The 23,485-nt window shown below is 68.4% G+C and carries 21 protein-coding genes; 13 read left to right on the forward strand and 8 right to left on the reverse strand.

Translation table 11 applies throughout. The annotated features are described in order from the left end of the window. Positions 1-59: 59 nt before the first annotated feature. Complete coding sequence (locus tag MRBLWO13_RS00005) at positions 60-245, forward strand: hypothetical protein (protein WP_341978512.1); 186 nt, start codon at positions 60-62, stop codon at positions 243-245. A 36-nt stretch (positions 246-281) separates the two neighbouring features. Here the strand turns inward: MRBLWO13_RS00005 and MRBLWO13_RS00010 are convergent, their stop codons facing one another. Beyond that, positions 282-1,334, reverse strand: a complete 1,053-nt coding sequence (locus tag MRBLWO13_RS00010) for a hypothetical protein (RefSeq protein ID WP_341975685.1) — start codon at positions 1,332-1,334, stop codon at positions 282-284. Between the two features lie 10 nt (positions 1,335-1,344). Further along, on the reverse strand, positions 1,345-2,814 hold the full coding sequence (locus tag MRBLWO13_RS00015) for a polysaccharide biosynthesis tyrosine autokinase (RefSeq protein WP_341975686.1): 1,470 nt from the start codon (positions 2,812-2,814) through the stop codon (positions 1,345-1,347). Between the two features lie 154 nt (positions 2,815-2,968). Here MRBLWO13_RS00015 and lepB point away from each other — a divergent pair, with 154 nt between their 5' ends. The 3 genes from lepB (at position 2,969) to MRBLWO13_RS00030 (ending at position 7,297) form a co-directional block, all read left to right on the forward strand. Then, entirely contained in the window at positions 2,969-3,667 is a 699-nt protein-coding gene (gene lepB / locus MRBLWO13_RS00020) for a signal peptidase I (protein ID WP_341975688.1), read from the forward strand. Positions 3,668-3,992: 325 nt separating this feature from the next. Then, the gene (locus MRBLWO13_RS00025; protein ID WP_341975689.1) at positions 3,993-5,396 is read left to right on the forward strand and encodes a sugar transferase; all 1,404 of its coding nucleotides are present in this window, start codon (positions 3,993-3,995) and stop codon (positions 5,394-5,396) included. Positions 5,397-5,440: 44 nt separating this feature from the next. Further along, positions 5,441-7,297, forward strand: a complete 1,857-nt coding sequence (locus MRBLWO13_RS00030; RefSeq protein WP_341975691.1) for a DUF4012 domain-containing protein — start codon at positions 5,441-5,443, stop codon at positions 7,295-7,297. Between the two features lie 3 nt (positions 7,298-7,300). On the opposite strand, the gene MRBLWO13_RS00035 is transcribed toward MRBLWO13_RS00030, so the two are convergent. Genes MRBLWO13_RS00035 through MRBLWO13_RS00050 form a run of 4 tightly spaced genes read right to left on the reverse strand, consistent with a single transcriptional unit; the run spans position 7,301 to position 10,652 of the window. Then, the gene (locus MRBLWO13_RS00035; RefSeq protein ID WP_341975692.1) at positions 7,301-8,311 is read right to left on the reverse strand and encodes a MauE/DoxX family redox-associated membrane protein; all 1,011 of its coding nucleotides are present in this window, start codon (positions 8,309-8,311) and stop codon (positions 7,301-7,303) included. Next, positions 8,311-8,580, reverse strand: a complete 270-nt coding sequence (locus tag MRBLWO13_RS00040) for a hypothetical protein (protein ID WP_341975693.1) — start codon at positions 8,578-8,580, stop codon at positions 8,311-8,313. Before MRBLWO13_RS00040 ends, MRBLWO13_RS00035 begins: the two co-directional genes overlap by 1 nt. Beyond that, positions 8,577-9,437, reverse strand: a complete 861-nt coding sequence (locus tag MRBLWO13_RS00045; RefSeq protein ID WP_341975695.1) for a hypothetical protein — start codon at positions 9,435-9,437, stop codon at positions 8,577-8,579. The genes MRBLWO13_RS00040 and MRBLWO13_RS00045 overlap by 4 nt, the downstream gene beginning before the upstream one ends. Positions 9,438-9,446: 9 nt before the next feature. Further along, the gene (locus MRBLWO13_RS00050) at positions 9,447-10,652 is read right to left on the reverse strand and encodes a glycosyltransferase (RefSeq protein WP_341975697.1); all 1,206 of its coding nucleotides are present in this window, start codon (positions 10,650-10,652) and stop codon (positions 9,447-9,449) included. Between the two features lie 100 nt (positions 10,653-10,752). On the opposite strand from MRBLWO13_RS00050, the gene MRBLWO13_RS00055 reads away from it, so the two are divergent. From MRBLWO13_RS00055 to MRBLWO13_RS00065, 3 genes are read left to right on the forward strand one after another with little or no spacing between them, the layout of a single operon-like run. Then, on the forward strand, positions 10,753-12,753 hold the full coding sequence (locus MRBLWO13_RS00055) for a glycosyltransferase (RefSeq protein ID WP_341975699.1): 2,001 nt from the start codon (positions 10,753-10,755) through the stop codon (positions 12,751-12,753). A gap of 37 nt (positions 12,754-12,790) precedes the next feature. After that, the gene (locus MRBLWO13_RS00060) at positions 12,791-13,822 is read left to right on the forward strand and encodes a glycosyltransferase (RefSeq protein WP_341975700.1); all 1,032 of its coding nucleotides are present in this window, start codon (positions 12,791-12,793) and stop codon (positions 13,820-13,822) included. Next, the gene (locus MRBLWO13_RS00065) at positions 13,819-14,916 is read left to right on the forward strand and encodes a glycosyltransferase (protein WP_341975702.1); all 1,098 of its coding nucleotides are present in this window, start codon (positions 13,819-13,821) and stop codon (positions 14,914-14,916) included. The genes MRBLWO13_RS00060 and MRBLWO13_RS00065 overlap by 4 nt, the downstream gene beginning before the upstream one ends. A gap of 45 nt (positions 14,917-14,961) precedes the next feature. Here MRBLWO13_RS00065 and MRBLWO13_RS00070 read toward each other — a convergent pair whose 3' ends face one another. Next, positions 14,962-15,468 (reverse strand): hypothetical protein, encoded by a 507-nt coding sequence (locus MRBLWO13_RS00070; RefSeq protein ID WP_341975704.1) that lies wholly within the window; start codon positions 15,466-15,468, stop codon positions 14,962-14,964. Between the two features lie 157 nt (positions 15,469-15,625). On the opposite strand from MRBLWO13_RS00070, the gene MRBLWO13_RS00075 reads away from it, so the two are divergent. Then, positions 15,626-17,437, forward strand: coding sequence for an ABC transporter ATP-binding protein (locus MRBLWO13_RS00075; RefSeq protein WP_341975706.1), 1,812 nt, complete (start codon positions 15,626-15,628; stop codon positions 17,435-17,437). Between the two features lies 1 nt (position 17,438). Here the strand turns inward: MRBLWO13_RS00075 and MRBLWO13_RS00080 are convergent, their stop codons facing one another. Then, complete coding sequence (locus MRBLWO13_RS00080) at positions 17,439-18,347, reverse strand: glycosyltransferase family A protein (RefSeq protein ID WP_341975708.1); 909 nt, start codon at positions 18,345-18,347, stop codon at positions 17,439-17,441. A gap of 50 nt (positions 18,348-18,397) precedes the next feature. Between MRBLWO13_RS00080 and MRBLWO13_RS00085 the strand changes: the two genes are divergently transcribed. Genes MRBLWO13_RS00085 through MRBLWO13_RS00105 form a run of 5 tightly spaced genes read left to right on the forward strand, consistent with a single transcriptional unit; the run spans position 18,398 to position 23,421 of the window. Next, the gene (locus MRBLWO13_RS00085) at positions 18,398-19,348 is read left to right on the forward strand and encodes a glycosyltransferase (protein ID WP_341975710.1); all 951 of its coding nucleotides are present in this window, start codon (positions 18,398-18,400) and stop codon (positions 19,346-19,348) included. A 41-nt stretch (positions 19,349-19,389) separates the two neighbouring features. Further along, complete coding sequence (locus MRBLWO13_RS00090; RefSeq protein ID WP_341975712.1) at positions 19,390-20,229, forward strand: alpha-1,2-fucosyltransferase; 840 nt, start codon at positions 19,390-19,392, stop codon at positions 20,227-20,229. 48 nt (positions 20,230-20,277) lie between these two features. After that, positions 20,278-21,138: a glycosyltransferase gene (locus MRBLWO13_RS00095; protein ID WP_341975713.1), complete on the forward strand. Its 861-nt coding sequence runs from the start codon at positions 20,278-20,280 to the stop codon at positions 21,136-21,138. 26 nt (positions 21,139-21,164) lie between these two features. Continuing rightward, on the forward strand, positions 21,165-22,193 hold the full coding sequence (locus MRBLWO13_RS00100; protein ID WP_341975715.1) for a glycosyltransferase family 1 protein: 1,029 nt from the start codon (positions 21,165-21,167) through the stop codon (positions 22,191-22,193). A 28-nt stretch (positions 22,194-22,221) separates the two neighbouring features. After that, positions 22,222-23,421 (forward strand): hypothetical protein, encoded by a 1,200-nt coding sequence (locus MRBLWO13_RS00105; RefSeq protein ID WP_341975716.1) that lies wholly within the window; start codon positions 22,222-22,224, stop codon positions 23,419-23,421. Positions 23,422-23,485 lie beyond the last annotated feature (64 nt).

The following is a 23,485-nucleotide window of genomic DNA, read 5'->3' on the forward strand; positions in this document are numbered from 1 at the left end:
ATCTGCACGTCTCCGTGCGCCAGCTCCAGCGCGCCTTCGCACGCGAACTGACCTCCCCGGTGATCGCGCTGCGCCGGATGCGCGTCGAACTGGCGGAGTCACTGCTGCGCAACCCGCAGTACGACACTCTGAGCATCGACGAGATCGCGAGGCATTCCGGCTTCACGAGCGCGCTGCAGATGCGGCGTGCGCTCGGCGCGGAACAGCTCCCTCCGCCCAGCACGCTCCGCGCGCGGAACAGCTGACGCGCTCGCGAGGACCCCGACGGAAGGGGTCGTGTGTCAGCGCTGTCGAAGAAGTCCGGCTTCGGTGAGTTCCTCGATCGCCGTCCGCACGATCACCTCGGGGTCACCGCTCGGCGGAACCCCATGATGCTCGATCACGGCTTTCACGATCGATCCGAATTCTTCGGATTCTCTCGCCGCCCGGATCACGGTGGGAGCGATTCCGGTCAGTACCCGCAGTGTGCGATCGGAAAGCACGACCACAGCATCGCCGTAGTCGACGGCGTCCGAGGACGACGCCTGACCAACGGCATCTCTCACCGCAACGGACGCGCGTGTCCATGCCTCCGGAGCAGGGCCGGGAGCGAGCAGTGACTCGATCTTCGCCGGCACATCCGCCGCCTCGGAGTAGCGCAGCCGCCGGATACCGCCGACGCGATCGCAGAGTTCGGCGAGTGTGGCCACGGTCCCGTCGAGCTCGACGAGATAGCTCGTCTGCTCGACCAGCACGGGGGCGGCGTCGATGAAGTGGAGGTGCTCGATCTCGGGCTCGCCGACCGATGTGTCGCGATCCAGAAGGACGATCGCCGCGAGCGTCAGATCGGCGTCCGGCAGGTCGCGCATCCCGGCATCCGCGGGCGCGACCTGATCTTTCGGCGCCCCCTCTCGCACCACGGAGAGGGGTTTGCGGTACGGCAGCACCCGCAGGTCACGGTCGAAGGCGATCGTCTCGTCCGAGACGTAGCCATGCACGTTCGCCAGAACGCGACTGAGAGTGGTCTTGCCACGTCCGGAGGGGCCGACGAAGGCGATCACCCGACCGTCATCGAGCGCGATGCCGGCCGCATGGAGCATCATCAGGCTCCCGCGGTTGTGGGCGAGTGCTTCGAGGGTCACGTCGGTGGAAAGCCGTTCCAGGAAGCGCTCGACCTCGGGGACGTCGTCGACCTCGATGCGGAGATCGGTGTCGACCCGCGCCGGCGCCGGGTCGATGGCTGCACCTGTCCAGGCATGACGAACGCGCTCGATCACCTCATCCGGAACGCCGTCGCCGAACTCGATGCGCACGACGGCGCCCATCGCGGCGAGGACGACGACCGCCTTCTTCACGACCGCATCCTCACGCGATCGTGGCGCCTCGGCGCCGAGGGCCGGCTTCGGCATCCGCGGTCTCAGAATCACTCGGCTCCGAGTCGGCGCGGTAGTAGTCGCCGTGGTACTGGTACCCGTAGTACGCGGCTCCGGTGCCGCGCCGCGGAACCCTGTTGAGCACGATTCCGAGCGCCCTCGCATTGGCGCGTTCGAGGTTTCCGAGCGCCTTGCCGAGAACTTCGAAGGTGGTCTTGCCGACGGTGGCCACCACGACGGCGCCGTCCGCATGCTGGGTGAGCACGGCGGCGTCGGTGACCGGGATGAGTGGCGGCGCGTCGATGATCACGATGGCCTCGTTCGCGAGCGACGTGAGCAGCTCGTGCATCTTCGCGGAGCCGAGCACCTCACTCGGGTTCGGCGGCAACTTGCCGGCGGCGACGACGATGAGGTTGTCACGGCCGGGGATCCGCTGCGCGACCTGTGCGATCTCCGCGCGCCCTGACAGCACCTCAGAGAGCCCGACGGACTCGACGAGTCCGAAGATCTTGCCGATCATCGGACGACGGAGGTCGCCATCGATGAGAATGACGCGTTCCCCGCTGGAGGCGAGAGTGATCGCGAGGTTCGATGCGGTAGTCGACTTGCCGTCACCGGGAAGCGGGCTCGTGATGACGATCACCCGCGGCGGATTGTCGACGTCCATGAACTGGATGTTCGTGCGCAGCTCTCGCATCGCCTCGGCGATGGCGAACAGGTGCGCAGAGCTGCTGTTCACCGAAGTGCCGCCGTCCTGCGGGATGAGACGGTTGTCTGCGGTGAACGACTTCTCCTCGGGCAACGTGCCGACCACGGCGACGCCCAGTTCCTTCTCGACGCCGTCGACCGAGCGGATGCGGCGATCGAGCGTGTACCGCAGCATCGCGTATCCGAACGCGATGGCAAGACCGATCAGGCCGCCGATCGCGAGGGCGAGTCGCGTGTTGGGCGACGACGGTGACGTCGGTAGACGGGCGGAGTCGATCGCGGCCAGATAGACGAGGCCGGGCTTCTCCTCGTCGGCCGTCTCCAGCACGTTCACCTCAGCGCCCATACCGCGCACCCAGGATTCGGCGATGTCACGGGCCGCCTCGGGTGATGACGCGGTCGCCGTCACCTTGAGCGAGTATGTGTCGAGCGGGTTGGTCACCGTAACCTGCGAGGCGAGCCGTTCGGGTGTCGTCTCCAGTCCGAGATCCGCGATGACCCGTTCCGCGACGGAGCGCGACGAGCCGAGGTTCACGAAGGTCTTCACGCTGGATGCCGCGAGCTGGTTACCGACCAGCTTCGTGCCGATGTCGTCGGCGGCAGCCGTGGCCTGCACGATCGCTGTCGCATCGGCGGTGTACACCCGCGGTTGCAGAAGAGTCCAGCCGAACGCGATCGCCACCGCCGCGACCACGAGAACGAGCATTCCGAGCCAATGTGCGCGGAAGACGCGCAGGTAGTGGCGCAGGTCCATTCAGTCGTCCTCTGTTCCGGTCGTTCGACGCCCCGCAGGCATCCCGACAAAGGTACTACAGCGGTCCTGCTCCGCTCGTACCCCGGCACCGCTCTCCTCGTGTGGTGAAGGTAGGGTGGGCTGGCACCGCCGTCCTCTCTGATCAGGAGCCCCTGTGAGCACTGACGAGCCGATCTCCCTACGCCGCAGGATCACCGGCAGCGTATGGTTCCACCTCGCACTGGCCTTCGTGGTCGCCGGCCTGGTGCTCTCTTTCGTCGCGAAGCCGTACCTCGTGCCCTCCGGGTCGATGGAGCAGACTCTCCAGCCGGGAGACCGGGTCCTGGTGAACCGACTCGCCTATGTCGCGGCGGACCCCGCCCCGGGAGACGTGATCGTCTTCGACGTCGGCGAGAGCTGGGGTCCCACATCGGCCGCAGACGATGGCCCCGTCAAGGCGATCCTCCGCTGGGTCGGCGAGGTCACCGGATTCGGCCCATCGGGCCCGCACACTCTCGTCAAACGCATCGTGGCCGGCCCCGGTCAGACGGTGCGCTGCTGCAGCGCCGACGGCTCGCTCATCGTCGACGGCGAGCCGATCGACGAACCCTACGTCTTCGAGGACTTCCTCTTCGACGACAGTGTGAACTGCACGTCGACGCCCGCATCGAGCCGCTGCTTCGCCGAGGTCACAGTGCCACCGGATTCCTACCTCATGCTCGGCGATCACCGTTCCGTGTCGGGCGATTCCGCCATCGCCTGCCGTCGATCCGAGGCGCCCACTCCCGAATGCTGGAGATGGGCGAAACGAGATCAGATCGTCGGCCGCGCCGCCGCGATCGTCTGGCCCGTCGGTCGCTGGACGGGTCTTTGACGATTTCTCCGCGGCGCGGGGTATCGGAAACGCATTCGCGCGGTTAGACTGCGGCTCTGGGCCTTCGTCAGCTTGACGGAGGAAAGAACATCGTTTGCTGGGGCAGCGATGTCTTCACTCTCTGCTGGGGCAGAGAGGGGCTGTTTGGGGCGCACACATTCTCTGGGGAGGGATTGTGGCAATATCTGGGGATCTTTTTCTGTCGTCGAGGCAGGGAAGGAAGAACGACCGTGCTGCGGCGGCAAGGGCGACCGCGGCGAGAACCGCGGCGCACGCTGCCGAGCGGACCGCTATCGATGCGGCCGAACCGGCTCGATGGCAGCGCGTGTATGCGCGACGCCTCCTGCTCACCGACACGGCGATCATCATCGGCGCCGTGTTCGGGGCTCAGCTGCTCCGGTTCGGGCAGAGCAACGCCGACCTGTACATCCCGGGTGTCACCGGAGCAGGGTTCGATATCGCCTACACGTCGGTCTCGGCCATCTTCGTCATCACGTGGGTCCTCGGGCTCCGGCTCTACGGCACTCGCGACGCCAAGGTCGTCGGGACCGGCTGGCAGGAGTTCCGCCGCGTGGCAGACGCCAGCATCCGCGTCTTCGGCGTCCTCGCGATCCTCTCCTTCCTGCTGCACATCGACGTGGCTCGCGGCTACCTGCTGCTAGCGCTGCCGGCGGGACTCGTCGTACTCGTGGGAAGCCGCTGGGGGTGGCGGCGTTGGCTCGCGGCTCAACGCTCTGAGGGCAGGTTCCTGTCGCGCGTGGTCCTGGTCGGCGAGCACGCGAAGTCGGTGCACATCGCACGCGAGATGCAGCGCGACGGCGGCGCCGGAATGGTCATCACGGGAGCCCTCACCGAGCGCGGAACGGGGTCGCTGCTTCCGGGCATCCCGGTGGTGGGCAGTCTCGATGATGCCGTCGCTGGCATCGACCTCGCCGGTGCGGATGCCGTGGTCTACAGCGGCTCCGACCTGATCACGCCCGCCCAGCTGCGCCAGTTCGGCTGGGATCTGCAGTCGCGGAACGTCGACCTCATCGTCGCCGCCGCACTGACGGACGTCGCCGGTCCGCGCATCCACGCTCGACCGGTCGCCGGACTCTCCTTGATCCACGTCGACTATCCGGCGTTCACCGGTTCCCGGTACGCCACCAAGCGAGCCTTCGACGTCATCGTCGCGACGCTCGCGCTCATCGTGCTGAGCCCGGTCTTCCTGGCGCTGACAGTGATGGTGCGACAGGACGGCGGGCCCGTGCTGTTCCGGCAGCGCCGTGTCGGCCTCGAAGGACGCCAGTTCATGATGCTGAAGTTCCGCACGATGGTCGTCGACGCGGAGGCGCGCCTGCCGCAGCTGCTCGACGCGTCGGACGGCAACGGGATCCTCTTCAAGATGCGCGACGACCCCCGCGTGACCCGGATCGGCCGGATCCTGCGGCGGTACAGCCTCGACGAACTCCCGCAGCTGGTGAACGTCCTGCGTGGAGACATGTCTCTGGTCGGACCTCGTCCGCCGCTGATGAGCGAGGTCGACACGTACGAGAAGTGGGTGCAACGTCGTCTGCTGGTCAAGCCGGGAATCACGGGGTTGTGGCAGGTCAGCGGACGATCGGACCTCTCCTGGGACGACAGCATCCGCCTCGATCTCTACTACGTCGAGAACTGGTCGCTGACGAGCGACCTGGTGATCATCTGGCGCACCGTGCGCGCGGTGCTGCGGAGACACGGCGCGTACTGACCCCTCACATGAACCACTCGGCGGGTACTCCTACGATTGAGGGCATGACCACGAGAGCCGAGCGCATCAGCCGCGCCGACCGACCGCGCCGGCCCCTGCTTCGCAGCTTCCGCCTGTGGGTCCCGATCGGCATCCTGCTCGTGCTCATCGGACTGGCGATCGCTGCCTGGACGGTCGGAGAGCGCATCTACGATCGCGCGATGGCCGCGAAGGGCTCGCTCGAGCAGGCGATGCCCCTGGCCACGACGGCCAAGGACCAGATCCTCGCGGGTGACGCGGAGGGCGCCAAGACGACCACCGCGAAGCTCGCTGCGTTGACGGCGGACGCACGTGAGCAGACCGACGACGAGATGTGGAAGAACCTCGAGTGGGTGCCGGTCGTCGGACCCAATCTCTATGCCGTGCGCACCGCGGCGTCCGTCACCGACGATCTGGTGACCAACGCGCTCACGCCGGCGACGACCCTGAGCGTGGATGCTCTCAAGCCGGTGAACGGCGCGATCGATCTCGCCGCCGTCGCCGGTATGCAGACGACGGTCACGCAGGCGGCGGATGCCGTCGCCAAGGCGGCGACCGACCTGGACTCGATCAACCGAGACGGGCTGCTCGATCAGGTCGATGACGCACTCGCGAAGCTCACCGGAGCAGTCGATGAGATGGAGCCGGTGCTCGGCCCGGCGAAGGACATCATCGGCATCCTGCCGACCGCGCTCGGCGCCGAGGGCCCGCGCAACTACCTGATGATCTTTCAGAACAACGCAGAGGCCCGAGGCACCGGCGGCAACCCGGCTGCCCTCGTGCTGGTGACGGCGGACCAGGGGCGGATCAGCATCACCCAGCAGGCCTCGAGCACTGACTTCAAGAACAATCGGCCCGAGCCGATCGTCCCGCTCAACCCCGAGACCGTGGCGCTGTACGGCGACAAGATGGGTCGCTGGATCTCGGATGCCACGCTCAGCCCCGACTTCAGTGAGACGGTCGCTGTCGTCCGCGCCTATTGGGCGGAACAGTTCGGAACGCCGGTGGACGCCGTCGTGTCGTTCGACCCGATCGGACTGAGCTACCTGCTCCAGGCAACCGGTCCGACGGTCATCCCGGCCGCGACCGCTGAGGTCAACGGCGAGACGATCGAGGTCATCGAACAGCCGATCACTCTCACGGCCGAGAACGCCGTCCCGCTGCTCCTCAACGAGGCGTACTGGATGTTCCCCGAGGGCTACCTGCAGGATGCGTTCTTCGCGGCGGCGGCCAAATCGGTCTTCGACGCGGTGACCTCCGGGAACGCCGCACCGAAGGCGCTCCTCGACAGCCTCGCGCTCGCAGTGGAGGAGGACCGGCTGCTGTACTCGCCGGCCAACGAGGCCGAGGCGAAGCTCATCGGCGAGACCAAGATGTCTGGTCGTCTGCCGAGCACGAATGAAGACACGACGCTGCTCGGTGTCTACGTCAACGACTTCACCCAGAGCAAGCTCGACTACTACATGCAGCTCGACATCGCTGCCGCGTCGACGCAGTGCACGGCGCCGGACAGCCCGGTATTCACGACGACGGCCACTCTGACGAACACGGTGACGCCGGAGCAGGCACCGGATCTCCCCCGCCACATCGCTCCGGGCAAGTACTTCCCGAAGGGGGATGTCGCCACCGACCTCGTGTTCTACGGGCCGGTCGGCTCCACGTTCACCGGGCTCACGGTCGACGGGCAGCCGGGCAATGTCGGCGGTGTCCAGCACTTGGGTCGCGGCGCCGTCAAGGTGCCCATCATCACCACGCCGGGCCAGACCAGCACGGTCGTCGCGACGTTCTCCGGCGCAGCCGGCGAGTACGGGCCGCTCGACATCCGTCACACTCCGATGGTGCGCCCGGTGGCTGAGCAACTGACGGCTGAAGGCTGCGGCTGACCCTCAGGAATCGTGAGCGGGTCGCTCTCCGTGCAGGTTCTCATAGATCTCGTCGATGAAAGACGACACCGCGTCTGAGCCGGAGACCGGCCCGCCGGCGAGGTAGCCGTCAGCGCCGATGAGAACGGCCGCGGGTGTCGCCCAGTCGGCGATCGACTGCTGCACATACATGTGGGGGTCGTGCAGGGACTGCGGCTCGGTCAGCTCGGTGAGCGAGCTCCTCTCCGGCGCGGGCCAGAGCAGGAAGCGCACGCTCACCTCGGGCAGCAGCGCGCGCCAGCGAGGTACGGCCGCGATCACAGACACGCAGGAGCTGCATCCCTCCTTCACTGCAAGCAGGAGGATCGGACCGCGCGCCGCGAGATCGCGGAGATTGACAGTGCGCCCGTCGGCCAGCGTCACGGGCACGGCCGGCGTGCGGGCGCGGAGGTATTCCTCCGGCTCGGCCCCGGTGGCCGTCCCCGGAGTACCCATGATCGGCACGCCGGCCTCTGGTGACGAGGGCTGCGGCGGATGCCAGAGGATCAGGGCCACCGTGAGGGCGGATGCTGCGAGCGCGAGAACCCATCCGCCGTCATCGCCCAGCGTCACCACCGCCCCGCCGATCAACGGTGTGACCCCGATCACCCAGGTCGTGAGAATCGACAGCAGCAGGAACCAGGCGTTGCGCACGATCGTCAGCCCGGTGATCGGCTGACGCGCGCCGAAACAGCTGCAGGAGGCCCCATCGACCGTCCTCCATCGCCGCCAGACGAGGAAGAGGTAAGCACTGAAGAGCAGCACGGCTCCTGCGGCGGCGAGCAGACCGAGCACCCCGCCGAAGAAGAGCAATGCCAGCGCGAGCAGGATCTCGCCCCAGGGGTGCAGTCTGATGAGCCAGCGCTGTCGCAGCACCGCGGGAACGCCGAGTTCCCCCCACGCATCCGCATCTTCGGGTCGGAACAGTTTCGCAATGCCGCTCGCGATCAATACACCGGCCAGAATCAGCGGAGCGACGGCCAGTAGTGACGTCATCAGGAATCCTCTTCCTCGCGCAGCAGCCCGGAATCCACGAATGCCCGTGTGAACAGCGCGGCATCCGTCGCCGCATCACCTTCCTCGCACACGTCGCCGTCGACCAGGCGCACGGCAAGCGTCGCGAGGTCTGCGCCGAGCGCTGCCCGCCATACCGCCGCGCCGACGCCGGCGAGCACCACGATGGGGCCCTTCGGGAGCACTGCGGCGAACACCCGGATCCCGTCGTCGATCACGCCGACATCCCGGGCTTGCACGAAGCGGGTCACGACCTGCCCCTGAGGCCGAGGGACTCCCGGAGCGCCGTGCCGATTCGCCGCAGGAAGGCGAGCATGACGTCGCGTGCGCGGGGTTCACGGCCGAGCTCGTGCGCCAGAGCGGCGCGATTGACTCGCGGCGCTCGAGCGGCGGTGCGCAGCGCCGCACCCACGGTGGGTGCGGCTTTGATTCGTCCCCACCATTCATCGGTGCGACTGCCGCCCTGCGACACGGTCTTCCAGAGCAGGTATTCGCGACGACGTCGGTAGCGCTCGAGATCGCCGAGCGCGGCGGCGAACGCCACCTCGGCCCGGAGTCGGCGCACCAGCCGTGAGCGACGCACGCGTTCGTCGTCGCTCTGGCCCGCCCACAGCGCTCGTGCCTCGGCGGCGAGCGCGTCGAGGTCGCGCGCGGCGTTGAGCACGAAGAGCACAGCCTGCGCGTCCACCGACGAGATCGAGCACTCCACTCCGGCAGCGGAATAGGTTCCGTGATCCGGCCAGAGCACCTCGAAAGCTTCCTGATCGGGTATGCCGATACCCGGGAATCGGCGATGAAGATCCAGGTAGCCCCACTCCGGGTGGTGATAGGTCTGCGCGTGTCCGAAGGGCGAACCGTCGAGAAAGGAGCTGTACACGCTCCAACCGTTCTGCAGCATCTGCGAATGCAGTTCGGACATACAGCTCGGGTCGGCCAGCACATCGACATCAGTGCCGCTGCGTTTTCCCGGGCGGAGCGCACCGTCAAGGGTCTCGCCCTTGATGTGCAGCAGGCGGACACCGATACGGCGCGCGATCACCTCGACGGCCGCACGGCTGAACTCCAGCCGCACGTCGAGCGAGATCGGTGTCGTGTCCAGCGAATCCACGGCGTCAGCCTATTCCTGCGCGCCGGCGGTGAGGCGGCGGCGCGCATGCCGATCACCGCGACGTGCGACCCGGCGGAACACCTCGGCGTGCGCGGCCGCGACGGCAGCATCGTCGAGGAGCCCGGGTGTCTGCACGGCAGCCGCGGCCAGTCGATCCCGGCCCTCACCGTCCGAGGCGAGCTCCCGCAGCACACGAGCCAGCTCGGGCACATCGCGGGGTGTGACGCACCGACCGTTCACGCCATCCGTGACCCACTCCGCGGGACCGCCCTCATCCGCGACGATGGCGGTGACTCCGGCAGCGAGATACTGCAGGACGTTCTGCCCCATCGGCTCGGCGCGGGTGGAGTACTGCACGGCGATGTCCCACCGGTTCAGCAGCGCGGCGGTGTCGTCGACGTGGCCGAGCAGGTGCACCCGATCTCCCACTCCGAGTTCCGCCGCGCGCGTGCGCAGCTTCTCGGCGAACCCCTCATGTTCGAAGGGCGCTCCCCCGGCGATCTCCAGTTCCTCGGTACCGTCGCGGAAGGCATCCGCGAAGGCCTCCAGCAGCTCGGCTTGCCCTTTCCACGGATCGATCCGCGCGAGCATCCCGATCCGCAGCGGACCCGACGTCGGCACTCGACCCGACGACAGGGTCAATCCGGACGCGCTGGGGATGACGACCGCCACGGCACCTTCGCGGAGGAACGGCAGCGCTCCCGCGAGGGTCACGTGCGAGTTGCCGATGACCGCATCGGCCCGGGGCAGCACGAGACGCGTCATCGTGCGGTACCCGAATGCTCCCAGGCTCTCCTCGTCGATCATGTCGCGCAGGTGCACCACCAATGGTCGCCGCGACAGCCGCAGAGCGAGAGCCGCGTATGCGGCAGCACGCGTGCTGTTCGCCGCCACCACATCGGCGGTGCGGACGAGCGGATGTGTGAGGGTGAACGCCGCCTGGGCGACGAGCCGCACGGCGAGCCCCAACAGATGAGTGCGCGACCCGCCGCTGCCGCCGGAGTGCTGACGCACGCCGCGCACGCGGCGCACGACGGTCGGCGGCATCTGCGCGAAGACGTCGACCTCGTCGATCGCCGGCACGAGCACAGCCGGGGTCCAAGCCGGATCGACCGACAGCAGACGCACGAGTGCAAGCTCGGCACCGCCACGCACGGTGGTGTGATCGAGGTGCACGACACGGGGACGATCCGCGTCGCGTCGGATGCTGTCCACGGCTGCCCTCCCCCCAGGAAACTGCATGCCGTCCCGGGCGCTCCCCTGTGCACTGATGGACGGTTATGGTTGCTCACAGAGCATATCTTGGGGAGGCCTCGTGCGAGTGCTGAGAATTTCGCACAGCGCCGCAATCGCCGCATGGCGCGGGCGCGAGAACGCCCTCCGCGCGCGCGGCGAGGATGTCTCCCTGATCACCGCCCGCCGCTGGCACGCCGGTGGCACCTGGGTCGACCTCGATGCCGCAGCGGACGAGCAGGTCTCCCCCGCGCGCACCTTCGGCACTCATCCGGCACTGTTCCTCTACGACCCGCGTCCGCTTTGGCGTGCGCTCGGCGAGACGTGGGATGTCATCGACATCCACGAGGAGCCGTTCGCGCTCAGCACCGCAGAGGTACTGGTGCTGCGGATGCTGCGCCGCAACCGCGCCCCGGTCGTGCTGTACACCGCCCAGAACCTGTTCAAGAGGTATCCGGTGCCGTTCCGCTGGCTGGAGCGCTGGGCGCTCCGCTCGGCGGCCGGCATCTCCGCCTGCAACGCCGAGGCGGCGCGGATCGTGGAGGCCAAGGGTTTTTCCGGCAGGGCACGCCTGATCCCGCTCGGCGTGGAGGTCGCTTCGACCCCACCCGCTCCGGTCGCAGTTCATGCGGCTGGCGCGGCCGAGGACCCGCACGAACTGCGACCGGAACAGTCTGTGACGGTCGGGATGCTGGGGCGCCTCGTTCCGGAGAAGGGATTCGCCACGCTGCTCGATGCGCTCGCGCTGCAGCCGCGTCTGCATGCGCGCATCGGCGGATCGGGACCGCTCGCGACAGACCTCCGCGGCTGGGCATCCGAGCGCGGCGTCGCAGACAGGGTGGAACTGGTCGGCCCTGTGGACCCGGATGCCGTCGACGATTTCTACCGCTCCATCGACGTGCTCACGATGCCGTCGCTTCCGACGCCGCGCTGGACCGAGCAGTTCGGCCGCGTGGCCGTGGAGGCCATGGCGACGGGGGTGCCGGTCGTCTCCAGCGATGCGGGTGCGCTCCCCGATGTCGTCGGGGGCGCCGGGATCGTTGTGCCCGCCGGGGATGCCGCGCGGTTGGGCGAATCGCTGATCGCCGCGGCCGGCCCTCATCGTGACGAACTGATCGCGGCGGGCCGCGAGCGGGCCGTCGAGTGCAGCTGGGACAGCGTCGCCGTCGCCTACCAGGAGCTGTACCGCTCGGTGGTTCGCGCACCTCGGTCAGAGAGCCCGTCGACGGTCCCGGTGCGCCCCGTCGAGGTCATCGTGGTGGCGTACGGCTCCGCCGATCTGCTCCGCCGGGCGCTCGAGCCCGTTGCGGCGCTTCCGGTCACGGTCATCGACAACTCGTCCCTCCCCGAGATCGCCGATCTCTGCGCCGATCTCGGTGTGCGCTACCGGGATTCCGGGGCGAACCTCGGATTCGGTGCCGCCGTGAACCTCGCCCTGGCCGACCGGCTGCATCCCGACGCGGATGTGCTGCTGCTGAACCCGGACGCCGAGGTGACCCCGGCCACCGTCGAGACGCTGCAGAGGGCCCTGCACGCCGATCCCGGACTCGCCAGCGTGGGTCCGGCTCAGGTCGACGGCGATGGGCGCTCAGCACGCGTGGAGTGGCCATTCCCGACCCCTTTCCGCGCGGTGACGGACGCACTCGGTCTCGGCGCCTTTGCACGCGGGCCGGGATTCGTGATCGGATCGGTTCTGCTGCTGCGTGCCGAGGCACTCGCGCAGGTGGGTCGATTCGATGAGCGCTTCTTCCTCTACGCCGAGGAGACCGACTGGGCGTACCGCGCGCACCTGCTCGGCTGGCGGCATCGCGGCGTTCCGACGGTGACCGCCCTCCACCGGGCCGGCGGCACGAGCTCGGATCCGCGGCGCCGCGAGGCGTACTTCTTCGCATCGCAGGAGCGCTACTTCCGCAAGCATTTCGGCGCGTCCGGCTGGGCCGTCGCCCGGCTCGCCGGCTGGGCCGGCGCGACAGCACGAGCCGCCCTGCTCCGCGGCGAGCGCCGTATGCAGGCACGGCGCCGGGCAGCCGTCTACCGGCTCGGGCCGGTGCGCGTCGAGGCACGATTCCGGCAGGAGCGGTGATGCCCGCCGCCCTGGTCGCCCCGATCGAGGCGCGGTCATGACTCCGCTCCGGATCGTGCACGCCGTCGCGTCAGACCGCTTCGCCGGCGTGGAGCAGTTCGTGCTGCGCCTTGCGTCGGCTCAGGCTGCGCACGGACACGATGTCACGGTGGTCGGCGGAGCCCCCGCCCGGATGAGCGCCGCCCTGCAGGCAGTCGGTGCTCGGATGGTCCCGGCCGTTCGCACTCGCGACGTGCTCCGAGTGGTACGACGGGCTCCCGCCGACGTCGTGAACTCGCACATGACCGCAGCCGACGGCGCCTGCGCCGTGGCTCTCTTCGGCCGCCGCACCGCTCTGGTCTCGACGCGGCACTTCGCGAGTCCGCGGGGACGCTTCGGACCGCTGCCGCTCGACGCCATCATCAGACGACGCGTAGATGCCGAGATCTCGATCAGTCGGGCGGTCGCCGCGGCAATCGGCGTGCCGAGTGTCGTCGTGCATTCCGGCATCCCTCCGGCCGACGTCGCGTCCGATGGCACCCAGAAGCGCATTCTCATGGTGCAGCGTCTGCAGCCGGAGAAGCACACCGGCGTCGGGGTGCGGGCATTCGCGGCGTCGGGGCTGGCGGCCGAGGGCTGGCGCCTCGACGTGGTCGGCGAAGGACCGGAGCGCGACCCGCTCACCGCGCTCGTCGATGACCTCGATGTCGCCCAGACAGTGCACCTGCTCGGCTTCCGTGACGATGTGCCGCAGCTGCTCACCGAGGCATCCATTCTGCTCGCGCCGTGCCCGGTCGAGGGACTGGGGCTCGCCGTCTTGGAGGCGATGGCGCACGCGGTCGCGCCGATCGCCGCCGGCGCCGCCGGGCACCTCGACCTGCTCGAGGGCCTCGACGCACGTGCGCTGTTCCGGCCCGATGATGTGGCGGATGCCGCTGCGGCACTTCGTGTGTTCGCCGATGAGCCCCAGCGGCGAAGCCTGCTCGCCCATGCCGCGCGCGAACGAGCACAGAGCGAGTTCTCCATCAGTCAGCAGGCCACCGGCACCGAGGTCGTGTACCGTCGTGCGATGGCGAGGAGAAACGCATGACCGACCTCGTCGTTCTCTCGTTGGAAGGCTGGGACTCCGTCTGGCGGCGAAACCAGTACCTCGTCGCCGGGCTCCTCGATGCCGATCGGGAGCTTCGGGTGCTGTTCGTCGAACCTCCGGACGATCCGCTGCACGACCTCCGCATTCGCCGCCGACCCGGGTTCGGCCAGCCGGTGCGCCAAGTCGCCGATCGGCTGTGGACGGTCCGTCCCGCCAAGTGGCTGCCCCGCAAGTGGGATCGCGGCGGCGACCAGCGTCGCGCGCAGTCGATCCGTGGTGCCGCCGCAAGCCTCGGCTTCGCCGCACCGATCCTCTGGGTGAACGACCCCGCCGCGGCCGGGCTCGTGCCGATGACCGGGTGGCGTTCGCTGTACGACATCACCGACGACTGGCTGAGCGCGTCTCGTCCCGCGGCAGAACTCGCGCGGATCGCGGACGGTGAGCGGATGCTGCTCGAGCGTGCAGACGCCGTCGTCGCCTGCTCTCCGGAGCTCGTCCGTCGCAAGAGCGCGCAGCGCAGCGGCATCCATCTGATCCCGAATGCCGTCGATCTCGACGCCTACCGCGTCCCCGCCGAGCGACCGGCGGATCTGCCGGCTGCTCCGGTGGCACTGTACCTGGGCACCCTGCATCCGGACCGCATCGACGTGGCGCTCTGCGTCCGTGTCGCCCAGGAACTCGCCGATCGCGTGCGCCTCGTGCTGGCGGGTCCGGATCTCCTCAGCAGGCTCGACCGGGAGAGACTCGACGAGGCCGGAGTCCGCCGACTCGGCGCTCTCGATCGCTCAGCCGTGCCGGCGCACCTGCAGCACGCCGACGTGCTGCTGGTGCCGCACCTGGTCACGGCGTTCACCGACAGCCTCGACCCGATCAAGCTCTACGAGTATCAGGCCGCGGGCCGTCCGGTCGTCTCGACGGCCGTGGCGGGGTTCCGCGACGCATCTGATTCCCGCATCCGCATCGCAGACGCGGACGGGTTCGCGGACGCCGTGATCAGCGCTCTGGAGGATCCGCTGCCCGGGAACGCAGCGGACGCCGCCGATTGGCGCGTGCGCGTGGATCAGATGCGTCGGGTGATCGAGTCGATCCACTGACGCTCCTGGTCAGTGAAGCCCCGCAAGAGGCGGGGCTTCACTGGATTACTTGCAGCAGTCCGGCGGCGTCGCCGGGATCGTGACCGTGACCTGAATCTGCTCGTGGTCCGTGTCGGATCCATCCGACTCGTGTCCCCACGTGACGAGGAAGCCAAGGTCGAAGACGAGGTTCGCGCTGCTGTTGCTGGTCGCGTTGAAGTTCACATCGAGCGAACCACCGGCCGGGATGAACCACGGCAGCGCAGGAATCGGATTGAGTCCGAAGTTGATCCCGCTGGTGTTCACGTTGATCGAGATCGCCGTGACCCATGCGTCCTGGTTCTGGTCCGGATTGCTCACGGTCGCCGGGACGCTGTAGCCCTTGACGATCGGATTGCAGCTGTTGCCCGGCGCTTTGCAGGCCGTTCCCGGTGTGATGATGATGGTCTCGCCCGACGCCGCGAACGCGGGCACCGGCGCTGCGATGGCGATGGCCGGAACCGCCCAGGCCATAGCCTTGGTCACGGTGCGACGGCTGATACCTTCGGACGTTTTTGCTGCATTGTCAACCATGGTTGAACTCCCCAGATTTTGATCGCTCAATTGACGTCCCGGGACCCTTCCCCAGGTGCCATGTCCCCAGACACGGAGCGACTTCACCTGAATGATAGCGTAAGAGCGCTCCGCGCGGAACAGTCATCTGCGGAGCACTGCCAGGAGGGAGGACGAGATGACCGACCCCGTGCGCCGGCCACCGCTCCTCCCGCAGTTGCGCAGATTGCTTCTGCTCACCGACTCGCATCCGCGGCGCTGGATCGGCTCGACCGTGGCGGCCTCGGTCACCCTGGCGCTGCTCGATATGGCGGGCGTCGCGGCGATGATCCCGTTGATGCAGCTCATCACTTCGGGAACTCCCGACGGTCCGTTCCTGGAGTGGGTGGTGCAGTTCGTCGGCACCTCCGAGCTCTCGACCCTGATCCCGCTGATCGCCGGGTTCGTCGCACTCGCATTCATCGTGAAGAGCATCGGATCGATGGCTTTTCGCTGGTGGCTGCTCGGCCGTACTTCGAGGATCGCCGCACTTGCCTCATCCGAGATGTTGAACCGCTACGTGCTGTCGCCCTACTCAGCCCACCGCGCGCGTTCCCTGAGCGTCGTCTACCGGAACATCAACGACTGCACGAGCCAGGCCGCCAGCGTGCTCGTGGCCGTGGTGAACGTGTGCACGGACTTCCTGATGCTGCTCGCGATCATGACTGTGCTCGCCATCAGCGCCCCGCTCGTGACGGCATTCGCCGTCGTGCTCTTCGGCGGGCTCGTCTTCGGCGTGCAGCGCATCCTCCGCGCGCGTCAGCTGCGAATCGGCGAAGACCTGGCCGTGACGAGTCTGGAGGCGTGGCAGTCGCTGATGCCGGGTCTCGACGGGTTCCGCGAGACGAGACTCACCTCCAGCGCGTCATCGTTCGTGCGCAACTTCCGCTCGGCTCGTCTGCGCGGGGCGCACCTCGGTCGAGAGATGGGCTTCATCTCGGATGTGCCGCGCTACCTGCTCGAGATCGCCTTCATCGTCGCCATCGTCGGAATCGCCGTGATCCTGTTCGCGATGGGCGACGGCGAGCAGGTCATCCCGGTGCTCGGCCTCTTCGCCGCGGCATCCATGCGAGCGCTGCCGACGATGAACCGCGTGAGCGCGAGTCTCGCGACCACGCGCGGCGGGCAGGCGGGGCTGCGCATCATGATCGAGACCCTGGACGAGCTGCAGGCCGAGGGCAGCCACGATGAGACCCCGAAGAGCGGCCCACCGTACGTCGGTGACATCCTGCTCGACGGCGTGACGTTCGCGTACCCCGACGCCGAACAGCCCGTCCTGTCCGACTTGACCCTCACCATCGCCGAGAACCAGACCACGGCGTTCACCGGCGGCAGCGGCGCCGGCAAGACCACGGTGGTCGACCTCGTGCTCGGGCTGCTGGCGCCGACCTCAGGGGCGATCCGGTGCGGTGGCCGCTCCATCGACGATGATCTCGCGTCGTGGTATTCGGGGATCGGGGTCGTACCGCAGGACGTCTTCCTTTTGAACGCGACGATCACCCGGAACATCGCCTTCGGCGAAGATGCCGCCACGATCGACATGGATCGACTGCACGAGGCCGCGCGCCAGGCCCAGCTCACAGAGCTGCTGCAGGAACTCCCTGACGGCGTCGACACGATCGTCGGCGACCGCGGCGTGCGACTCTCGGGTGGCCAGCGTCAGCGCGTCGGCCTCGCCCGCGCACTGTACCGTCGGCCGCGCCTCCTCGTCCTGGACGAGGCGACGAGCGCGCTGGACAATGCGACAGAACACGAGATCGCGCAGACGCTCCAGGCCCTGCGCGGTCAGATGACGATCGTGATCGTCGCCCACCGGCTCTCCACCATCCGCTCGGTCGACCATCTGGTGCACCTGCGCGAGGGCCGGATCGGCGCTGAGGGGACCTTCGACGAAGTGCGCACCCAGGATGCCGAATTCGCCCGGCTGGTCGAACTCGGATCGCTCGACTGAATCACCCGGCGCGGGACTCTCGGCGGCCGAAACGCGCCGCCAGCGCGGTGATCGATGTCCACGGCGCACGCCGCGCACCCCAGACAGCCAGGCGTGCGGCGTACGGTGTGTCACGACGACGGGTCGCGGCGATGAACTCGCCGAGATTCTCCGCGGCAGCGTAGCGGCGAAAGGCACGGCGGTGGCGCCGTAGCAGTCCTGTCAGCTCGCGGTCGCCGCGAAGCCGCGCATTTCGCAACTGATCGAGCACGACGCGTCGGTTCGCCTCGCGGCCGGCAAGTCCGCGGCTGGTGACATTCGCGCTGTGCCGGCGATAGCCGACCAGTTGTCGGTCGACATTCGCGAACTCGCCGATCTGCAGCAGCCGCAGAATCAGGTCGTTGTCCTCAGCCGGTTCCATCGCCGTTCGGCATCCGCCTTCTGTGAGAAAGGAGTCCCGTCGAATGAGCAGCGTGGTGATCCGCGGTGGGAGTTCGTCGTACGCGATCATCTGCGCTGATGTCGCCTGCCGAGCGCCCCAGCCGGAGCCGAAGGTCACCCCGTCAGCATCCATGTACCACCCGCCGGTGCACACCGCCACCGCATCCGGCATGGTGACGAGCGCGCGCAGCTGCTCCTCGATGCGCTCCGGATGCCACACGTCGTCGTCGTCGAGATACGCGATCCACTCGCCCTCCGCGGCCGCGGCCCCGGCGTTGCGGGCGACGGACAGACCGGATGCCGGCTGCCTCAGGTACCGCAGGCCGAGTCCGGAGGCGATCTCAGAAAGACCGGGTTCGGGCGAGCCGTCGTCGACCAGCAGGATCTCGCGCACGGGTGCGGTCTGCGCGCGCACGGAAGCGACGGCCTCCTCGAGGTAGCGACCGCCCCGGTTCGTCGGAATGATCACGGTCACCGCACGGTCCCGCATTCGCGCACCTCCATCCCTCCAGCGGTGAGCCTACAACTATGCTGAGCGGCATGTCCGACCCGGATCTCAGCGTGTGCATCGTTACCTACGAACGCTCCGCGTTCATGGTGCGCTGCCTCCAGTCTCTCGCCGCGCACGTCGGCGACGACGTCGAAGTGATCGTCGTGGACGCGTCTGCCGTCGATGACCGCGCCGCAGCCGTCGCGGCATTCCCCAGCGCGCAGTACCTGCACCGTCCGGGGCTCGCCGGTTGGATGACGCGCTCGCGCAACGCGGCCCTGCTGCATGCGCGGGGCACCGTGGTCGCGTTCCTCGACGATGACGTCGTCATCTCCCCCGGGTGGAGGCGTGGACTGGACGATGCCTTCGCCTCCGAGCCGCGCCCTGATGCCGTCGCCGGACGCACGCGCAATCTTCTCCCCGGCGAGGAGACGTACGAACTGCCGATCGGCCGGCTGCGCGATGACGGCACGCTGACAGCGGGATTCGCGTCGCTGCCGAGCGGCCTCATCGAGGTCGATCACGGCATCGGCGCCAACATGTCGTTCCGGCGCGAGATGCTCGCGCGACTGGGCGGCTTCCGCGACGACTATCCGGGAACAGCCATGCGGGAGGACACCGACATCTTCCTGCGGGTGAAGCGGCTGGGCGGCCGTACCGTGTTCGCGCCGGACGCCGTCGTCGACCACCTCCCGGCGCCTCATGTGAAGGGCCGCCGCTTCGACACTCGCTACAAGCTCTACGGGCGCCGAAACCACATGGTGCTTCTCGCGCGCTACGCCGGGCTCCGCTCTCCCCTCCTGCGTCGCTGGATCGCCGCAGACCTTCGCGCCATCCGCGATGCGGGCGGGCTCCTCCGCCGCGTTCAACGGCTCGGCGTGTCGATTCTCGGCATCGTGTGGGGCTTCGGAGCGGCGATCCGTCAGGCGCGATGGGCGCCCCTGCCGGCCGAGCGCGCGGGACAGGATGCCGAACGCATTCAGGCGGCTCTGCGCCGCTGATCCTCACGCCGGCATGAGCACACGGGGCCTATCATGACTGCGTGTCCGAACTCCGGCGTCTGCCCGCCCGCATCGCGGGTCACCTCGCGTGGCGCGCTCGGCGTGCGGGAACGGTCCTGGCCGATCGCTTCCGCCGCGGAGACCGCACGGTGACGATGACCCCTCCGGTCGGCCTGCGCTTCGGGAACTGGCTCTACCTGTGGCTGCAGGCGCACGAGTCTTCCGCCGCGGGGCAGCCGTGGCTGGTGCTCGAAGCCCCGGGGATGGCCGACTGGTTCGACGCTTTTCCCGGCCTCCGTGAGCTCACGGTGGCGCGAGACGAGGTGCGCTTCCACGATCGCCGGGTATGGGGAGAGCGATTCTGGAACCAGAAGTTCGGCGAGGAGTTCAGCCGTCGAGCCCTCGACGCGTTCATCGCCGATGTCCTGGCACCGCACATCCCGGTGGACGACTCCGACACCGTCGTCGTGAACGTCCGGCGCGGCGACTACTACGCGCAGGATCACCTCCGCGCGCGTTACGCGTTCGACCAGGCCGGCTACATCGCCGACGCCCTGGAACGGATCGGCCCGGCCGCGCGCATCCGGCTGGTATCCGACGACCCCGAATGGTGTCGCAAGCACCTCGGACTCCTGCTGAGCCACCATGCCGACGAGGTCGTGTACGAACCCCGCGGCGCTGTCGGCAACTTCCTCGCGGTATCCGGCAGCCGAAAGCTGATCGGCACCAACTCGACGTTCTCGTACTGGGGCGGATACATCGCTGGCGTGCTGCACTCCGACGCCCAGATCGTGATGCCCCGCTTCCATGCACGCACCGAGCGCGGTACGGACGCCTATCACCTTGATCCGTCGTGGACGATCATCGACGGATACCACTGAACCATGCGTCGCGCGACATAGACTTTGCCCGGGCTGAGGGGGTTACACATGGGGACTGGCACAATCGGGATCGTCATCCCGGTCTACAACACCGATGGCGCGTATCTGGACGAGTGCATCGCATCGGCGCTGGCGCAGACCGTGGACTGTCCGGTCGTCGTCGTCGACGACGGTTCGGTGAAACCGGGCACCTTGGAAGCTCTCGCCCGCTGGTCGGACAAGGGCGTGCAGGTGGTGCGGCACCCGGAGAACCGGGGCACGAGCGTCGCTCTCGATTCCGGCGCCGCGGCTCTCGATACCGACTACGTCATGCCGGTGGGCAGCGACGATCGCATCCAGCCCTCCCTCTGCGCTGAGGTCGCTGCGATGCTCGACGCCGACCCGGCGGTCGGCGTCGTGTCGACCGACCTGCAGTTCTTCGGATCGTTCGAGAAGGTCGACCGCCTGCCCGCCACGAACGGCGTCGCCGACATCCTGTTCGGCAACACGATCCCGGGAGCATCCGCATTCCGGCGGAGCGACTGGGTCGCGCTCGGCGGCTTCGCGACCGGTCTCCGCTTCGGCCAGGACTGGGAGTTCTGGGTGCGCCTGCTGGCGAGTGGCCGCACCGCCCGCATCGTGCATCAGCCGCTCTACGAGTACCGGCGGCACGCCGCGCAGGTGACGGCCACGATGTCCGAGGAAGGGAAGCGCGAACACAGCCTCGATGTGGTCCGCCGAAACCCGGCGATCTGGGGCGCACACGTCGAAGAGATCATGGCGCGGTACTGGACGCTTGCCGATGAGCACACACGGCAGTCCGCACGCCTCGCAGTCTTGGAACGCCGGTACGGAGCGATCAATCGGCTGCTCGGTCGCGGCGCACGTTTCGTGAAGTCGGTGCGACGCAGAATCCGGAGGCGCGGATGACATCGCGTCTCTCGATCTCGACGATCATGACCGACACCCCAATGGGTGCACAGGTCTACCAGCGCGAGATCACGTCTCGCGCTGAGGCCGCTCTCGCCGAAGTCTCACCGCGGCCCTGGACGGTGCGCGAGTTGGACTTCCGCTCGTTCCGGTCGTCTCTCGCCGGCAACCGCCGACTGCCGCTCGGCCGCGTTGCCGCGGCACCTGCCGCAGTGCGCCGAGCGATCGGGCGAGTGCTGTACCAGGGCGACGCCGTGTCGCACCGGATGGCCCTCGAGCTGCCGCCCTCCCCGCACGTCGACGTGGCGACGCTGCACGACGTCGTCGCGTGGCGGTTCGCGGACGAATCGGCCCCCGTCCGCGCTGCCGCTGAGGAGCTCAGGCGAAGCGCCGCCGTCATCTGCGTCTCCGCGTTCACGGCATCCGAGGCCGTCGATCTGCTCGGAATCCGAGATCCGCACGTGATCCCGAACGGCGTGGACGTGCGCTACTTCGATGCGGCTCCACTGGATGCTGCTTCTCGACGTGCCCTCGGCCTCGAAGCCCCGTACGTGCTCCACGCGGGCGGGGCGGCCCTGCGCAAGAATCTCGCAGCCCTCGCCGATGCGTGGCCGCGGGTGCACCGCGAGCGTCCCGACCTGTTGCTGGCGATGGCCGGCCCTCCGCATCCGCAGCGCACGGCGTTGTTCGCCGGCATGCCGGGGGTTCGTCTGCTCGGCATGCTCCCCGACGAGACGATGCCCGGCCTCGTCGCCGCTGCCACGACCGTCGTCGTCCCCTCCCTGTACGAGGGGTTCGGCCTGCCGGTCCTCGAGGCGATGGCTGCCGGGGTCACCGTCGTGGCTGCCAACACGAGCAGCCTGCCCGAGGTCGCCGCCGGCCACGCGATCATCGTCGAACCGGGTGCAGCGTCGATCGCCACCGGCATCCTCGATGCGACATCGGACGATCCGGCGCTGGGCGCCCTCGTGCGCGGCGGTCGGGCGCATGCCGCCGACTACACCTGGGATCGCAGCGCGCTCGCACATGCGCGGGTCTGGAACTCCTTGCGCTGACCCGTGCGCTGAGGGTCATACTGAGCGCATGGACGTGATCGAAACGTCGCCACCACGCATCGAACGCGATGATGAGCGCGTGCGCGCGGTGGCGGACGTCAGCGGGCGGCCAGCGCTGTGGTTCTCGGTGGAGGAGCGCTTCGCCGACCTGATCGCCGACCGCGCGGACTACGTCGTGATCGGGCTGCTCATGCCGGCGATGAAGGAGGGGCGCGACCTGCATGTCGGCGGGGTGGTGACGGATGCTCTGCTGCACAGCGCGAACGGAGATCTGCAGCGTCTCCTCCGTCTGATCCATCCCGATCTGCATGAGATCCGGGTGACAGCGGATGCCATCGCCGCACCGTCACGGCCGGCTGCCGGGGTCGCCACCGGGTTCTCGGGCGGGGTGGATTCGTTCGCGACGCTCGCCGAGTACCTCTGGCCTGACGATGTTCCCGACTCGCTTCGGGTGACGCACCTCCTCAACAACAACGTGGGCGCGCACGGGCACGGAAGAGACGGCGACGCTCTCTGGCAGGCCCGCCGTGCCCCGCTGGCACGGGCTGCTGCCGAGTTCGGCGTCCCGTTCGTCACGGTCGACAGCAACCTCGACGAGCACTATCCGCGCATCGGTTTCATCCAGTCCGTGACGATGCGCAACGCGACGATTCCCCATCTTCTGGGTGCCGGGATCGGTCGCCTGCACCTCGCCTCGGCGATCTCGTTCACCGCCGTCCACATCGACTCCTCCGGCGAGATCGCCCGCTTCGACCCTTTTCTGGTTCCGCTCGTATCGACGCCGGCGGTGACCGTGAGTTCCGCGAACTCGGGGCTCACGCGGGTGCAGAAGACCCTGTCGCTCATCGGACGCCCCGAGTCCCGCTATCTCGACGTGTGCACCGACGGAGACCCGCAACGCACGCGCAACTGCTCCGCATGCCCCAAGTGCATGCGCGCGATGCTGACGCTCGAGATGGCCGGGCACCTGCAGGAATTCTGCCCGCAGACGTTCTCCCTCGAGCCCTACGTGAAGGGCCGGGACGCCTTCATCGCCAGCGTGCTGTCCTCCGACGGCCCCTATCCCCGCGAGCTCCGCGAGTACGCGAAGGAGATCGGCTGGCACTGGCGGGTGCCCGATCGCGGTCGATCACTCGCCTCTCGGTTCCGTGCCGCAGCATCCCGCCTCGCGCATCGAGTGGCCGCGCTCCCCCTGGTGCGCTCGTTACGAGGTGCGTTGCGCCGCTGAGCCGCGGGGCGGCGACCGATCTCGACCGTTCCGGTCGCAGTTTGTGCGGGTGTCAGGCCCTGCA

The organism is Microbacterium sp. LWO13-1.2 (assembly GCF_038397725.1).
Classification (GTDB): Bacteria; Actinomycetota; Actinomycetes; order Actinomycetales; family Microbacteriaceae; genus Microbacterium.